Raw genomic sequence first — 15,014 nt, 5'->3', positions numbered from 1 at the left:
GACGGTTCATAGGGTGCGGAGCATGAGCGCCCCCATCACCGCCCCCCTCGGTGCCGTGTCGGACCCCGGTCCACCCGCCGCCGCACCCCGGCCCCGCGCCGTCGTCCTCGACCTGACCGGCCGCACCGCGCTCGTCACCGGCGCGGCCGGCGGCATCGGACGCGCCTGCGCGCTGCGGCTCGCCGCCGCGGGGGCCCGGGTCAGAGCCGTCGACCGGGCGGCCGAAGGCCTGGAGACCCTCGCCGAGGAGGCCTCCGAGCTCCCCGGGAGCCTCGAACCCCGGCTCCTCGACCTCACCGACCTGGACGCCGCCGAGGCCGCGGCCGACGGCACCGACATCCTCGTCAACAACGCCGGGCTCCAGCTCGTCCGCCCCATCGAGGAGTTCCCGCCTGACGTCTTCCACACCGTGCTCACGGTCATGCTGGAAGCGCCCTTCCGGCTGATCCGCGGCGCCCTGCCGCACATGTACGCCCAGGGCTGGGGCCGGATCGTCAACATCTCCTCCGTCCACGGGCTGCGGGCCTCCGCCTTCAAATCCGCGTATGTGGCGGCCAAACACGGTCTGGAGGGCCTCTCCAAGACCGCCGCCCTCGAAGGAGCCCCGCACGGGGTCACCTCCAACTGCGTCAACCCCGGCTATGTGCGCACCCCGCTCGTCGAACGGCAGATCGCCGACCAGGCCGCCGCCCACGGCATTCCGCCGGAGCGCGTCCTCACCGAGGTCCTGCTGAAGGACTCGGCGCTCAAGCGGCTCATCGAGCCGGACGAGGTCGCCGAGGCCGTGCTCTACCTCTGCACCTCCCAGGCCTCGTTCATCACCGGTACCTCCCTCACGCTCGACGGCGGCTGGACCGCCCACTGAGGGACGCCCCCGAGGCCCCTGCCCCGGAGCCTCGGAGGCCCCTGCCCGGCGCCTCAGGGGCCCCTGCCCCCGGCGTCCCCGGTGTCCCTGCTTCCCCGTGAAGGTCGTCCACAGGGGTGGTGCGACCACACGTTCGGCAGGTATCCCTGTGTCCATGTCCCACGAACCCGTCTCCTATCTCGAACTCCTCGCCAGAGGAGCCGCGACGGAGGCCTACGACCGGCCCGTGCTGCTCGCCCGTGCGAGCGGCGCGGGCCCCGAGGCGCTGGCCGAGCTCGAAGAGGCCAAACAGCTCGCCCTGCGGGTCCGGGCCGAGCTGGAGGGGCGGCGGCGCCGCGAGGCCGAACTGTCCGCGCTCTTCGAGACCGCCCACGACCTCGCGGGACTGCGTGACCTCGACGCCGTGCTGCGCGCCATCGTCCAGCGCGCCCGCTCGCTCCTCGGCACCGAGGTCGCCTACCTGAGCCTCAACGACCCGGCCGCGGGCGACACGTACATGCGGGTCACCGAGGGCTCCGTCTCCGCGCGCTTCCAGCAGGTGCGCCTGGGCATGGGCGAGGGCCTCGGCGGGCTCGTCGCCCAGACCGCCCGCCCGTACGTCACGGACGACTACTTCGGCGACGCGCGCTTCCAGCACACCAGGACGATCGACACGGCGGTACGGGACGAGGGCCTCGTCGCCATCCTCGGCGTACCGCTCAGCCTCGGCAGCCAGGTCATCGGCGTCCTCTTCGCCGCCGACCGCAGGGCCAGGGTCTTCGAGCGCGAGCAGGTCGCGCTGCTCTGCTCCTTCGCCGCGCACGCCGCCGTCGCCATCGACACGGCCAACCTCCTCGCGGAGACCCGCTCGGCCCTCGCCGAGCTGGAGCGCGCCAACGACATCATCCGTGAGCACAGCGGCGTCATCGAGCGCGCCTCGGAGGTCCACGACCGGCTCTCCGAGCTCGTCCTGCACGGCGGCGGTGTCCACGACGTGGCCCACGCCGTCTCCGAGGTCCTCGGCGGAACGGTGGAGTTCACCGAGGAGGGCGCCGGAACGGCCCGCCGCGCCGGGGGCCACGCCGTCCGCGAGGGCGACGACTGGGTCGCCGCCGTCTCCGCCGGCGGCGAGACCCTCGGCGCCCTCGTGCTGCACGGCCAGCCGGACCTCGACCCGGTCGACCAGCGCACCCTGGAGCGCGCCGCACTCGTCACCTCCCTCCTCCTGCTCGCCCGCCGTTCCGCCGGGGAGGCCGAACAGCGGGTACGCGGCGAACTCCTCGACGACCTCCTCGACGCGCCCGACCGCGACCGGCGGCTGCTCAAGGAGCGCGCCGCCCGGCTCCGTACCGACAGCGAAGCCCCGCACGTGGTGCTCGCCGCGCGGATCGACCGGGCCGGCGGCACGGCCGATCCGGACGCCGGCGGCCGCGAGAGCGCCGACCGCCAACGCCTCTGGTCGGCGGCCACCCACCTGGCCGCCACGCGTCACGGACTCGCCTCGGCCCGCGACGGCGGAACGGTCCTGCTGCTGCCCCTCGGCCCCGGCGAGAGCGCCGCCGAACTCGCCCGGCAGACCGCGCGCAGCCTCGGCGGCACCCTGCGCGAACCCGTCACCGTGGGCGCCTCCGCCCCCGTACGGGCGCCGCTGGACCACCCGGACCAGGTGGCCGTCGCGTACGAGGAGGCCCGCCGCTGCCTCGACGCGCTCCGGCTCCTGCACCGCTCCGGCCAGGGCGCCGCGGCGGAGGACCTCGGCTTCCTCGGGCTGCTGCTCGCCGACAGCCGGGACATCGACGGCTTCGTCGACCGGACGGTGGGCCAGGTCGTCGCGTACGACCGGCGCCGGGGCACGGACCTCATACGCACCATGGACGCGTACTTCGCGAGCGGCATGAGCCCGGCCCGGACCAAGGACGAACTCCACGTCCACGTCAACACGGTGGCCCAGCGCCTGGAACGGGTCGGCCGCCTCCTCGGCCCGGACTGGCAGTCCCCGGCCCGCGCGCTGGAGATCCAGCTGGCACTGCGTCTCCACGCACTGGCCGACGCGGTGACGGCCACGTGAGAAAGGCCCGGTGCCCCGCTCGTCACGAGCGGGGCACCGGGCCGTCCACGACGGTCCGGGAACTCAGGCGTCGGCGCCGACCTTGGCGTCGGCGGCGGTCCGCTCCTCGATCTCCCCGAGGTCACGGTCGCGGGTCTCCTTGGCGCAGGCGATGGCGATCACCGTGAGCAGCGCGGCGGCGATCACGTACAGGGCGATCGGCGTCGAGTCGCCGTAGTCGGCGAGGAGCGCGGTCGCGATGAGCGGGGCGGGCGCGCCCGCGGCGACGGAGGAGAACTGGGCGCCGATGGAGGCACCGGAGTACCGCATCCGGGTCGCGAACATCTCGGAGAAGAAGGCGGCCTGCGGCGCGTACATCGCCCCGTGGAGGACCAGGCCGACCGTCACGGCGAGCAGCAGGGAGCCGAAGGTGCCCCGGTCGATGAGCGTGAAGAACGGGAACATCCAGGCGCCGACACCGATCGCGCCGATCAGGTACACGGGACGGCGGCCGAGGCGGTCGGAGAGCGCGCCCCAGAGCGGGATCACGGCGAAGTGGACGGCGGAGCCGATGAGTACGGCGTTCAGGGCGGTCTGCTTGGAGAGTCCGACCTCGGTCGTCGCGTAGACCAGGATGAACGCGGTGATCACGTAGTACGAGATGTTCTCCGCCATGCGGGCGCCCATCGCGATCAGCACGTCCCGCCAGTGGTGCCGCAACACGGCGACCAGCGGCATCTTCTCGACCTGCCCGGCGACGGCCTTGCGCTCCTCGGCGGCGGCGAGGGCCGCCTTGAAGACGGGCGACTCGTCGACGGACAGCCGGATCCAGAGGCCGACGATCACGAGCACACCGGAGAGCAGGAAGGGGATGCGCCAGCCCCACGAGGCGAAGGCGGCGTCGGAGAGCAGCGCGGTCAGCGCCGACAGCACACCGGTCGCGAGCAGCTGACCGGCCGGCGCACCGGTCTGCGGCCACGAGGCCCAGAACCCGCGACGCTTGGCGTCCCCGTGCTCGGACACCAGCAGGACGGCCCCGCCCCACTCACCACCGAGCGCGAACCCCTGCACGAGCCGCAGCACGGTCAGCAGCACCGGGGCGGCGGACCCGACGGTCGCGTGCGTCGGCAGCAGTCCGATCGCGAAGGTGGCCCCACCCATCAGCAGCAGGCTGAGCACCAGCAGCTTCTTCCGCCCGAGGCGGTCGCCGTAGTGCCCGAACACCAGCGCCCCGAGGGGCCGGGCGGCGAACCCCACCGCGTATGTCAGGAAGGACAGCAGCGTCCCGACGAGCGGATCGGAATCGGGAAAGAACAGCTTGTTGAACACGAGAGCGGCGGCGGACCCGTACAGGAAGAAGTCGTACCACTCGATGGTGGTGCCGATGAGGCTGGCGGCGACGATCCGCTTGAGCGAACCGGGTGGCGTCGGGGAGGTTGTTGCGGCGGCCATGTGCACCACTTCCAGGCGGGTACGGGGACGATTCGGTGTCGCCACACCGTAGGAAGCCGCAGGTCAGGGGCGTATGTGGTGGGACACCATAGTTCGGCGCCCCCGCATGCGTCCGGCCGCCATGGCCCGCTGTTGCGACCCTGCCGTGGGCCCGAGAGGTGCCTCGAGAGGGGCTGTCCGGGTTGCGCTGATCGGGCACGTTCTGGTGGTGCGGTGCTGACGGGTTTGGTGCTGACTACGCCGCGTTGAACTCCGACATCTCTGGGGGGTCGTGCCACGGCCGTAGCTTGGCCCCTGCGGGACCGAAGAGCGACCGCGGGCTCAGGAGCGTGCGGCGAGAAGGGCCTCTCGGGCGGCCCGGACTCGGGCGAGACCCGACGGGTACGGCAGGGCTTCGGCCCTCGCGCGGGCTTCGGCGAACGCGGAAGCGGCGCGGTCCGCCTCACCGGAGAGACCGAGTGCGAGCGCGAGGACCGCGGTCGCCTCCACGACGAGCAGTTCCTGCCCCGCCTCCCCGGCGCTCGAAGCCTCCCGCTCCATGAGCGCGACGGCCTCCTCGTGACGGCCCGTCCGCAGCAGCGCCCATCCCTTCAGGCAGGCCGCCCGCGGGGCGGCGGGGATACGGCCGAGGAGTTCCAGAGCGCCGTCCGGACGACCGTCGCGCAGGGCGAGTTCGGCGGAGGCCAGCCGCACTTCGTCGAGCGCCTGCCGGTCTCCCGTCCTGCCCGCCCACTCCTCGCCGCTCGCGAGGAAGGCCCGCGCCTCCTCCGGATTCCCGGCCATACGGGTCCGGGCCAGGACGGTCAGAGCGTACGGAAGGGTGCGCGGCGCGTGCTCGCGGGCCGTCCTCTCCGCGGAAACGGCGAACTCCTCGGCCTCCGCGTCCCGGCCGAGGAGCAGATACAGCTCCGCCAGATTGGTGCGCTCGAAGGCGCCGGCCTCCGGGCTGCCGACCCGGTCGGCCAGTCGGGTCGCACGCTCGCCGTAGGAAACCGCCTCGGGAAGCCGACCCATCCTCCGGGCGTTCTCCCGGAGGATCGACAGCACGAGGGTCTCCCCTTCCAGGTCGCCCCCTGCCGTCGCGTGCGACAGGGCCCGTTCCGCGACGCCCTGTGACTCCCGCAGGCGCTGGACCATCCCGAGGGCCGCGGCCTGCTGGGCCAGGGCACGCCCGAGGGCCCGCCTGCCGGTCCGGCCCGGCACCTCCGCGGCGGCCTCCTCCGATGCCGCGGCGGACTCCACCGCCTCGACGTGTCGCCCCGCGACGAAGAGCAGGACCGAGCGGGCCAGCCGGTGGGCGGCCACCGCGTCCGAGGGGGTCGACGGGCCGGGACTCCATGCGTCGAGTGTCTCCAGGGCCTCCTCCTGCCCGCCCTCCCGGTTCAGGGCCTCGGCGAGCCGGGCCGCGATCGCCACGGCGGTGTCGGCCGCCCCGGCCCGGTCCGCCGCGTCGAGCGCCGCACGCAGGACCTCGCAGGCGGCCTTGTACCGGGACATCCGCTGGAGCAGGACACCGTGGTCCAGGCCCACGCCGGCGGCCGACCGGGGGTCGGCGGCGGCGAGGGGCGTCAACGCTCGGTAGTACCCTTCCGCCGCTTCGTTCGCGTACAGCGCGGCGGCCCGTTCGGCGGCTCGGCGGAGGTAGTCCGCCGCCCGGTCGTCCTCGGCCCGCACCAAGTGCCGTGCAAGGGCGTCCACGTCGTCCGGCCGGTGCCGGAGCAGCGCTTCGGTCCAGGCGGCGTGGAGCCCGCGGGAGCGCAGCCGGGTGAGGAGGTCGTAACAAGTGAGGCGGAGCAGGGGGTGGCGGAAGGCGAGTCCGGTGACGGTCCTGCCTGCCGCGGTGACCTGCTGCTCGGTGAGGAGGGACGCGGTCACCGCCTCCTCGAGGGCCGCGGTGGCCTCGGCCGCCGAGAGCGGCGGGTGGAGTCCGTCCCGGGCCACGTCGAGGACCTCGGTCAGCGGGGCCGTGCCCCCGGCGGCGGCGACGACCTCGGCCATGCGCCTGGCCGGGGCCCCCAGGCGCAGGAGCCGCTGGGCGACCAGGTGCCGGACGCCTTGGGGCGCGGGCGGTGCTCCGGACGCCCCGTCGCGGTCCTCGGACCGGGCGTGGGCGAGTTCGACGGTGAACAGCGGATTGCCCAGGGAGAGCCGCCACACCCGGTCCGTCTCCCGGTCGTCGTCTCGCAGCCCCAGCCGCGCCCTGACGTCCTGGACCAGCGCGAGCGCGTCCCGCCTGCCCAGACGCGGTACGGCGATGCGCCGGGCAAGCCCCGTCCGGATCAGCTTGTCCACACGCAGGAGGTCCGCCTCCGGGGCGGGTTCGTCGTCGCGGCAGGTCACGAGGAAACGGCAGCGGAACCCGTCACCCTCCTCGGAGACCCGCCGCGCCACGCGTGCCAGGAGGTGGTACGTACCGGTGTCGGCGGCGTGCAGGTCGTCCAGGACGACGACCACGCCACCGTCCTGCCCGATCTCCGCGAGCAGGCGTTCGATGCCGTGGAAGAGCCGGGCACGCTCGATGTCGGCGCCTTCGCTCCCCATGAGGGGAAGATCGGCGCCGATCGCCGGCGCGGGCCCCGTGACCGGCCGGAGCGAGGGCAGCAAGGGGGCCAGTTCGGGGCAGGCGCCGCCGATCCTCGTCCGCTCGGCAGGCGGGCGGCGGGCGAGCCAGCCGTCCAGAGCCTCGACGAACGGACCGTACGGCATGCGTCCTTCGGCATCGTGCGCCGCGCCCCACAGCACCGTGGTGCCCGTTTCGGCGAGGCGACGGGCTGCCTGGGCAGCCATGCGGGTCTTTCCGATGCCGGCTTCTCCGCTGAGGAGGACCACCGGACGGCGCGTGGCGGTGAGCACCTCGCGCAGCAGATCCTCCCGTCCGTGCAGGGTGCCGTCCGCGGCCGCCCGCACGGCGGCCGGCAGCGCCGTGCCGGTGGTGGCTGCCGGCGGTGTCCCCGCGCCCGTGGTGGAGCGGATGGCGCGTAGCCGCAGCCGTTCTGTCTCCGGCCCGGGGACGATGCCGAGTTCCGCTGCGAGGGTGTCCCGGCAGAGTTCGTACTGGCGCACCGCCTGGGTGTGCAGTCCCTGCTCCAGGCAGGCGCCCATGAGCAGTTGGTGGGCGCGTTCCTCGGCCGGCGCGTCCGCCAGGACCCTTCGCGCCGCGTCCGCCGCGTCCTCGTACGCCCCGGCGGTCAGGCTCCTCTCGGACAGGGCCAGCAGGACCCGCCGCCGCAGTGCGGCGACCTCGTCGCGGCGCTGCTCGGCCCACGGGGCGTAGCGGTCCTCCGGGAGCAGCTCGCCGCCGTCGAATGCGGCGAGTGCGGCGGCCAGGGCGTCGGCTCCGGTCCCGGGACCGGTCCCGGCGAGCGCGCCGGTGGAGAGCCGCTCGGCCTCGTCGGCGTCGATCCACACCCGGTGCGGGTCGAGACGAAGGAGGGTGCCGTCGGATATGAGGTAGGACGAAGCGGCACGCGGCGCGATCTCCGGTTCCAGGGCGTGCCGGGCGGCGTGCAGGGCGACCCGCAGACTGCTGGCGGCCGCCTGCGGGGTCGCGTTCGGCCAGCAGATCTCCAGCACCTGTTCGCGGTGGAGGCTGTGTCCCGGGACGACGGCGAGCAGTTTCACCAGCGTCTGGGCGCTGGGGCGGGGCCAGCGCCGGGGCAGCTCAGGACCGCCGTCGCGGTCCGCGCGGAAACCCCCGAAAAGGCGCAGGCGAAGCAGAGGGGTTCGGTGGCCTTCGTTCTGCTGGACGTCCTGGTCCTGTCGTGCCGCGTTCATGAGGGTCGACACTTTAACCGGGTGACCTGTGGGGATCCGGCGGAGCCCCCGGGGACAGGAGCCCCCGGGGACAGGAGCCCCCGGGGGCGTGGCGCCCCGGTGGCCGGGGCGGCCGGCGCACCACGGGCGGGTCAGCCGGAGGTGATCCTCCCCACCGCCGTCATGTGCATGTCGTTGCCGTTGAGGTAGTAGCCGCCGCCGGACAGGGCGGCCACCCGGTCGTAGCCGTAGTGGTCGGGGGAGAGGGCGACGATCTCGTCGACCCCGTCGCCGTCGAGGTCGGCCGTGAGGGCCCGCTCGGCTCCCTCGGGAGTGAAGCTCGCGATGGGGCTCACGTGCGTCGTCGAGGGAGTGGTGAGCGCGTCGGTGTCCCAGAGGAAGGCGGCGCCGTCCTGACCGGAACCGATGAAGAGGCTCCGGCCGCCGGGGCCCGTCATCGTGCCGCCCATGTCGATGGTGGGCAGGGTGCTCATGACGTTCTCCTGCCCGGCCGTCCACGAGCGGACGATCGCCTTGCCCGTGCCGTGCAGTGTGCCGGGCGTGGTGAAGAAGTTGCCGTGCAGCAGGAACGCGCCGCCGACGGTCGTGTGCAGCAGCTCGCCGGTGCGGCCGTCGCGGATCTCGGTGACCAGCGGCCAGAAGCCGGGGGTGCGGGTGATCCAGGTGTGGACGACCGCGTGCCCGTCGGCGTAGGGGATGTCCGGGGAGGCGAAGACAGCGTTGCGCAGTCCGGCGGCCCAGAGCCTGCTGTCCGCGACCGGGCTGGCCGGCTTGGCCCGCCACAGCTCCGTACCGGTGCGCGCGTCGAGCGCGACACCGTCGATGGACGGCGCGGCGACGGCGAGCGAGCCGCGCGAGTTCCACTGGACGTGGACCCGGCCGTCGGTGACGACGGCGTTCGAGAACACCACGTCCTCGGCCGGAGCCGCGTAGGACCACAGCTTCTCGCCCGTGCCCGTGTAGGCCCGCACCTGGTCGGTCGGGACGACGATCTCGTCCTTGCCGTCGCCGTCCAGGTCGGCGCCGGTGGCGGTGTGGACGTACTGGCCGGCGCTGTCGACGGTCGTACGGATCGTGCCGTCCGCGCTGTTCACGACGGCGGCGGCCGTGTCGGCGGCGACGAGGAGTTCCTCGCGGCCGTCGCCGTCGGCGTCGATGAGTTCGATGCCGTGGACGGCGCCGGGGAGTGTGGCCTTCCACAGCAGTTTCGGCTGTCCGGCGGTCATGGAGGGGCCGTCGTACGCCCACAGGCCGCGGGACTCGCCGCCCATGACGAGGTCCTTCTTGCCGTCACCGTTGATGTCGGTCGCCCGGGCGAAGGACAGGTCGCCGCGCAGCGGCGTCACGGAGTCGGCGGCGCCGTCGCGCAGCCGGTAGCCGAGGATGTTCTGCTGGCCGTCGACCGTGCGGACGTGCCAGGCGCCGCGCTCCTTCCACAGCTGGGAGGACATCCCGGAACCCACCAGTCCCTCGTGGGACCAGTCGATCGTGCCGGAGCGTCCGTCGAGGGTCGCGATCCGGGCGAGGCGGGTGCCGGTGCGGTTCGTCCCGTCGCTCCTCCAGCGGTCCTCCTGGATGTTGAGGACGACCTTCCGGTCGGCGATGTTCACGCCCCAGATGCCGGGGCCACCGGCGAGGCCGGACGGCTTGATCGTGTACGACCACAGCTGCGGGCTTCCGGCCGTGCCGTCGAGCGCACGCACGCTGCTGCTGCTGATCTGGTCGGTGGCACTGATCGTCGACTCGCTGACGACGTACTCGGCGTGCTTGCCCCCGCGCACGTCGCCCACGGCGAGAGCGAGCGGCAGCGCGTTGATCCGGGAGTCCAGGACCGTCCGCGTGCCGTCGGCGGCGTCGTACGCGACGACCTCGTAGCGCACGCCGTCGGTGTAGTCCGCCTGTTCCACGGCGACGACGCGGTTCCGGCCGGCGTCGTGGCGCAGCTGGCGCGAGTAGAGGGGGCTGTCCTGCCTCCAGCGCACCGAGCCGTCGGTGACGTCGAGGAGCAGGGTGTGGCCCTTGCCGGGGGCGCCGGCCATCTTGCGCTCGTTGTACGAGACGGCCAGCAGGTTTCCGGGCAGCTCCTGGAGCCCGCCCCATGATCCGTTGTCGCCGACGCCCGTGTCGTACGTCCAGGCGGTCGCCTGCGTCAGGGTGCCGTCGGCGCCCTTCGTGAACCGGATGGCCTGGAGGGTGGCGGTGGCGGCGGCCGGGGCGCTGGTGTTGAAGCCCGGGGAGTCGCCCACGATCAGCGTGTCGCCCTGGAGGTGGACGGCGCCGGCGCGGGCGTACAGCTTCGTCCACAGCGTCTTGCCGGTGGCGCCGTCGAGCACGGAGACGAACGTGCCGTACTGGAGCGGGCTGTCGGGGCTGGTGAACGGCCGGTACGGGCTCTCGCCGACGCTCAGCGAGACGGCGAGGTCCGCGACGCCGTCGCCGTTGAGGTCCCCGGTGTCGTAGCCGAGGGCGGAGACGGCGGAGAACGGGTCGACGGCGTTGTAGCCCATCACCACGCGGGCCGGGAAATCCTCGGTCTGCCAGGGGCGGATCGGGGTGACGCTCCAGTCGTCCTCGTAGTACGAGGAGTTGGTGCGGGACCAGACGGTCTCGCCGTCGCGGTCGAGGCGCTGGATCACGCCCAGGCTGTTGATCGCGAGGTAGTCGCCGTCCGTGCCCTCCAGGGCGACGGTGTCACCGGTGCCGCGGACGCTCTCCATCGAGGCCGTCTCGGTGATCTTCAGGGCGCCGGTGGCGGTGTCGGTGCCGGTTTCGGTGCCGTCGGCCGTCCCGTCGTCCTCGGCCGGGGTCTCCTCGGTGGAGGCGGTGTCGGCGGAGGCGTACGGGTCGAACCGCGTCTGCTCCTGGAGGAGGTCGGCCTGCTCCTGGGTGAGGGTCAGGATCCCCTGGCCGTCCTCGGCGTGGACGGCGGGCGCGCAGGTCAGCGCGAGACCGGCGGCGACGAGGGCCCCGGCGATGCGCACGCCGCGTCGGGAGGTGGAGTTCATCGGGTGCTCTCCTGGGTGAAGCGGATGGCGGTGCCGCTCTTCAGCACGTTCTGGTCGTAGAGGTAGGCGAGGCCGTCGGTGCCGGACTGGTTCTCGACGCCGACGGTGGCCGAGGCCCCGCCGGGGGCGATGTCCTTGTACTGGAGGGTGATCGCGCCGGTGGCCTCGGCGAAGAGGACCTGGAAGCTGACGCGGACCGAGGGTGTGGCGGTGAGCGCCGCGTTCTCCCACGAGAGGGTGAAGACACGGCTGCCGGTCTTGCCGGTGACCGTCGTCCTCACGGCGGAGGAGCGGTCGAGCAGCAGGTCGTCCCAGTAGGCGGCGATGACGCCGTTGGGCTGCGCGGCAGCCGGCAGGTCGGTGTTGGCGTAGTCGCCGAGGCGCGGGGCGAGGAAGTTGACCAGGCCGTTGCTCGTGACGCTCAGGCTGGTGTAGTCGACGCCGTAGAAGGAGACCGGGAACGGCAGCTGGACGGTCGCGGCGTCCTCGTCACCCGAGAGCGCGACGGTGGTCCTGCCCTTCACCCACGAGTACGGGGCGGGGGCGCAGCTGGTGGTGCCGGAGGCGTCCGTACGGGCCGGCAGGCGGACCGTCAGGGTCTCGGCGCCGTCGACGCCGAGGGCAACGGAGTGGGCGCCGTTGCACAGGGCGGGCACGGCCGGGGTCGCGGTGAGGGAGAAGGAGCCCTCGGCGACGTCGGGCAGGGCGAACGTGCCGTCGGCGGCGGTGGTCACCGCGGCGACGGGCGCGTCCGTCAGACGGACTGTCACTCCGCCGAAGGGGCTGCCCTGGGCGTCGAGGACGGTACCCGTCACGGCGTGGTGCGGAACCGGGTTCAGGGTCAGCGAGCCGTCGGAGGTCTTCCCCTCCTCCAGGGAGAGCGCGGCGGTGCCGCCGTGGTAGCCGTAGCCGCGCGTGGTGAGCGTGTACGCGCCGGGCGGCAGGGTGAGGCGGTAGGAGCCGTCCGCGCCGGTCACGGTGGTGCGGGTGATCTCCGTGTTCGCGGCGGTGACGGTGACGCCCGCCAGGGTCTTGCCCGTCGTGGAGTCCGTCAGGGCCCCGGTCACGATGGCGGAGGTGTGCGGGGCGGCGTCGACGGCGGCGAAGACGTCGAGCTTGCCCTCGCCCCAGACGTTGTTCATGTCGGCGGTGCCGCCGCAGTGGGTGTCGTCCACGTCACGGGCGGAGTCGTTCAGCACCGCTCGGGTGGCGTCGAGGTTCCCGGCGAGCGACGGGGCGGCCGACCACAGCAGGGCGGCGGCGCCCGCGACGTGCGGCGCGGCCATCGACGTTCCGCTGCTCAGCCGGTAGGTGCTGCCGGGCCAGGCGGAGCGGACGTCGACACCGGGGGCGGAGATGTTCGGCTTGGCCGAGCCGTCGACGAGCGACGGGCCGAAGCCGGAGAAGGAGGCGATGGCGCCGGTGGCGGCGTAGGCGCCGACGCCGTAGGAACCGGCCTGGGTACCGGGGGCGTTGGCGGTGGCACAGGTCACGCCGTCGCCGTCGTTGCCGGCGGCGAAGGTCTCGAAGATGCCGGCCGCCCGCCAGGCGGCGACGATGTCCGCGTAGAAGGTGGTCTGGCCGCCGCCCCACGAGTTGTTGACGATGTCCGGGGCCATCTCGGGCCGGGGGTTCTGGCCGTTGCTGTCGGTCGGCGCGAGGATCCACTGGCCGGCGGCGAGCAGGCTGGAGTCCGAGCAGGAGCGGGCCTCGCAGCCCTTCGCGGCGATCCAGCGCGCGCCGGGCGCGACGCCGATGCCGCCGCTGCCGGCCATGGTGCCCATGGTGTGGGTGCCGTGGCCGTTGTCGTCGCAGGGGCTGGTGCCGGAGCACTGGCCGGTGGCGTCGAAGAAGTTGTAGTCGTCGTCGGCCGATGTGCCGTTCCAGCCCCGGTAGTTGGTCTTGAGGGCCGGGTGGTTGCCCTGGACGCCGGTGTCGATGTTGGCGATGACGACGCCCTCGCCGCGGGTGCCGTACTGGGACCAGACCTCGTCGGCCCTGATGTCCTTGACGCCCCATTCCGCCGGCTCGGCGGTGGCATCGGAGGTCGTGGCGGCGGTGGTGTTCGCGGCCGGGGAGGTGACCTCGGTGTCGACCGCGTACTCCTGCTCCGGCAGGATGCGTGCGACGTCGGGGCGGGCGGCGAGCTTCTCGACCAGCTTCGCGTCGCCGGTCACCTTCAGCGCGTTGGTGATCCAGAACGACTCGTAGCCGACCTTGTCCTTGTCGAGTACGGCGCGCAGGGACTTCTGGCCGGCGTCGGCGTGCGACCGCAGGGCCGCGAAGGCGGCCTTGGCACGGCCCTTGTCGCCCTTGGCGGTGCGTGCCGTGGACAGATCGGCGCGGTCCTTCAGGACGACGAAGAAGGTCGCGCTGTGACCGTTCCCAACAGCGGAGAGGACGGCCGGGTCGACCGGCGCGGCGGCGTTCGCACCCTGCGCCGCCATGGTGCGCGAGGGCGCCGCCTGGGAGGCCGGCACGAGGGTGAGGGATGTCAGGGCGGCGCAGGCCGCGGAGACGGCGGCTGCCCGGACGATCCGTGCGGCGCGAGGCCGTGATGAGCTGGCAGAGGGGGGCATGGGGAAGGGCTCCTGCGTGTTTTCCGGGGGTGGGAGAACGGGCGGCCCGCCACCCTGTCGGGACGAGCCGTCCGGCACCGAGGGGAGCTTAGGAAGACCGCGTTACTCGTCCGTTACTGCAGTCATGAGGGAGCACGACGACAGAGGAGGAGGCCGCCCCCGCCCGGGCGCCGGCGCCCTCAGGCCGTCAGCCAGCCCCTGCGCAGCGCCTGCACTCCCGCCTGGAAACGCGTGTCCGCGTCGAGGACCAGCAGGAGGGCCTTGATGCGGCGCCGGACCGTGTGCACGTGCACATCGAGGCGGCGGGCGATGGCCTCGTCCTTCAGCCCCGACGCCAGCAGCGTCAGGATCTCGCGGTCCTGCGGGGTGACGCCGTCCCGCGCGTCCCGCCCGATCGGCATCGCCCGGTCCCACACCGACGCGAACAGCGGTACCAGCACATGGTGCAGGGTGGCGTCCTTGACGACCAGGGCCGACGCGGTGGGGTCGGCCGCGTCCGTGGGGGGCAGCAGGCTGACCCGCCCGTCGACCACGATCAGCTTCGTCGGCAGGTCGGCGGCGACCCGGATCTCGACCCCCCGCCCGGCCAGTTCGTTCAGCCCCCGGACCCGCCCCGGGGCGTCGAGACCGTCGCGGTCCACCACCACCCGTACGGTCACGCCGCGTTCCACGAGATCGGTGACCGCGAGCGGGGCGGGCATCCCCCTGCCGTCGTGGGACGCGTACGGCGGACGGTCGAGGAGGGCGAGCTCGCTGGTGGCCGAGGTCATCAGGGACCGCACCCGCGCGGCGATGGCCTCCCGGCCGCGCACCGTCTCGATGCCGGAGGCCCGTTCGTCGGGGACGCCGCCGGACAGCCGCGCGGCCAGCCGGTCCACAGAGGCGCTGAAGACCTCCAGGCGGGCCGAGCGGCCGAGGAGTTCGGCCTGGCGGAGATGGATCAGGTTGCGCAGTGCGGCGGCGGGCGGGACCACGCCCGGAAGGGTCTCGCCGGGCGTCGGGGGGAGGACGAAACCCTGGTTCGCGAGCGTGCCGAGAGCGGCCGGTAGCCGGTCAGGGAGCAGGCCGGCCGCCCGGGCGAGGTCGGCGATCGAGGCGGGCCGCGGCGACGTCAGGAGGGCCTCGTAGAGCGTCAGTTCATCGGGCCCGAGACCGAGCTCTTCCCAGTCGGAGTTGCTGTCAGGCCAGTTCATGGGCAGGGATCTTCGCCCGAACGGTCCCCGACACACAAGTGAGGGTGTCCACTATTCGGCACGGAGGATCCGTTGTCCGGGCGGCCGCGGCGTACTTCGATGTGCCCAATTCCTCAGGAC

7 protein-coding genes are annotated in these 15,014 nt (G+C 73.4%); 2 read left to right on the top strand and 5 right to left on the bottom strand.

What is annotated here, in order from left to right; genetic code table 11:
- The first annotated feature begins 22 nt into the window (after nucleotides 1-22).
- Nucleotides 23-865, top strand: coding sequence for a 3-hydroxybutyrate dehydrogenase (locus ACZ4XX_RS08575; RefSeq protein WP_468507191.1), 843 nt, complete (start codon nucleotides 23-25; stop codon nucleotides 863-865).
- Nucleotides 866-1,019: 154 nt separating this feature from the next.
- Nucleotides 1,020-2,912 (top strand): helix-turn-helix domain-containing protein, encoded by a 1,893-nt coding sequence (locus ACZ4XX_RS08570; protein WP_468507190.1) that lies wholly within the window; start codon nucleotides 1,020-1,022, stop codon nucleotides 2,910-2,912.
- Nucleotides 2,913-2,975: 63 nt separating this feature from the next.
- Here the strand turns inward: ACZ4XX_RS08570 and ACZ4XX_RS08565 are convergent, their stop codons facing one another.
- From ACZ4XX_RS08565 to ACZ4XX_RS08545, 5 genes are all read right to left on the bottom strand, one after another.
- On the bottom strand, nucleotides 2,976-4,343 hold the full coding sequence (locus ACZ4XX_RS08565) for an MFS transporter (RefSeq protein ID WP_468507189.1): 1,368 nt from the start codon (nucleotides 4,341-4,343) through the stop codon (nucleotides 2,976-2,978).
- Nucleotides 4,344-4,664: 321 nt separating this feature from the next.
- Nucleotides 4,665-8,117, bottom strand: a complete 3,453-nt coding sequence (locus ACZ4XX_RS08560; RefSeq protein WP_468507188.1) for an ATP-binding protein — start codon at nucleotides 8,115-8,117, stop codon at nucleotides 4,665-4,667.
- Nucleotides 8,118-8,248: 131 nt separating this feature from the next.
- Nucleotides 8,249-11,122: an FG-GAP repeat domain-containing protein gene (locus ACZ4XX_RS08555; RefSeq protein ID WP_468507187.1), complete on the bottom strand. Its 2,874-nt coding sequence runs from the start codon at nucleotides 11,120-11,122 to the stop codon at nucleotides 8,249-8,251.
- Nucleotides 11,119-13,701, bottom strand: a complete 2,583-nt coding sequence (locus ACZ4XX_RS08550; RefSeq protein WP_468507186.1) for a S8 family serine peptidase — start codon at nucleotides 13,699-13,701, stop codon at nucleotides 11,119-11,121. The genes ACZ4XX_RS08555 and ACZ4XX_RS08550 overlap by 4 nt, the downstream gene beginning before the upstream one ends.
- A gap of 179 nt (nucleotides 13,702-13,880) precedes the next feature.
- Nucleotides 13,881-14,894: a helix-turn-helix transcriptional regulator gene (locus ACZ4XX_RS08545; protein WP_468507185.1), complete on the bottom strand. Its 1,014-nt coding sequence runs from the start codon at nucleotides 14,892-14,894 to the stop codon at nucleotides 13,881-13,883.
- Between the last annotated feature and the right edge of the window lie 120 nt (nucleotides 14,895-15,014).

It is taken from the genome of Streptomyces sp. NPDC029956 (genome assembly GCF_055574655.1).
The sequence above is the reverse complement of the archived record's forward strand: the minus strand, read 5'-3'. Positions and strand labels throughout refer to the sequence as shown.

Bases quoted from the DNA above. Each gene is read 5' to 3' on its own strand.
- ACZ4XX_RS08570 (WP_468507190.1), top strand. From the start codon at position 1,020: ATGTCCCACGAACCCGTCTCCTATCTCGAACTCCTCGCCAGAGGAGCC.
- ACZ4XX_RS08565 (WP_468507189.1), bottom strand. From the start codon at position 4,343: ATGGCCGCCGCAACAACCTCCCCGACGCCACCCGGTTCGCTCAAGCGG.
- ACZ4XX_RS08550 (WP_468507186.1), bottom strand. From the start codon at position 13,701: ATGCCCCCCTCTGCCAGCTCATCACGGCCTCGCGCCGCACGGATCGTC.
- ACZ4XX_RS08560 (WP_468507188.1), bottom strand. From the start codon at position 8,117: ATGAACGCGGCACGACAGGACCAGGACGTCCAGCAGAACGAAGGCCAC.
- ACZ4XX_RS08555 (WP_468507187.1), bottom strand. From the start codon at position 11,122: ATGAACTCCACCTCCCGACGCGGCGTGCGCATCGCCGGGGCCCTCGTC.
- ACZ4XX_RS08575 (WP_468507191.1), top strand. From the start codon at position 23: ATGAGCGCCCCCATCACCGCCCCCCTCGGTGCCGTGTCGGACCCCGGT.
- ACZ4XX_RS08545 (WP_468507185.1), bottom strand. From the start codon at position 14,894: ATGAACTGGCCTGACAGCAACTCCGACTGGGAAGAGCTCGGTCTCGGG.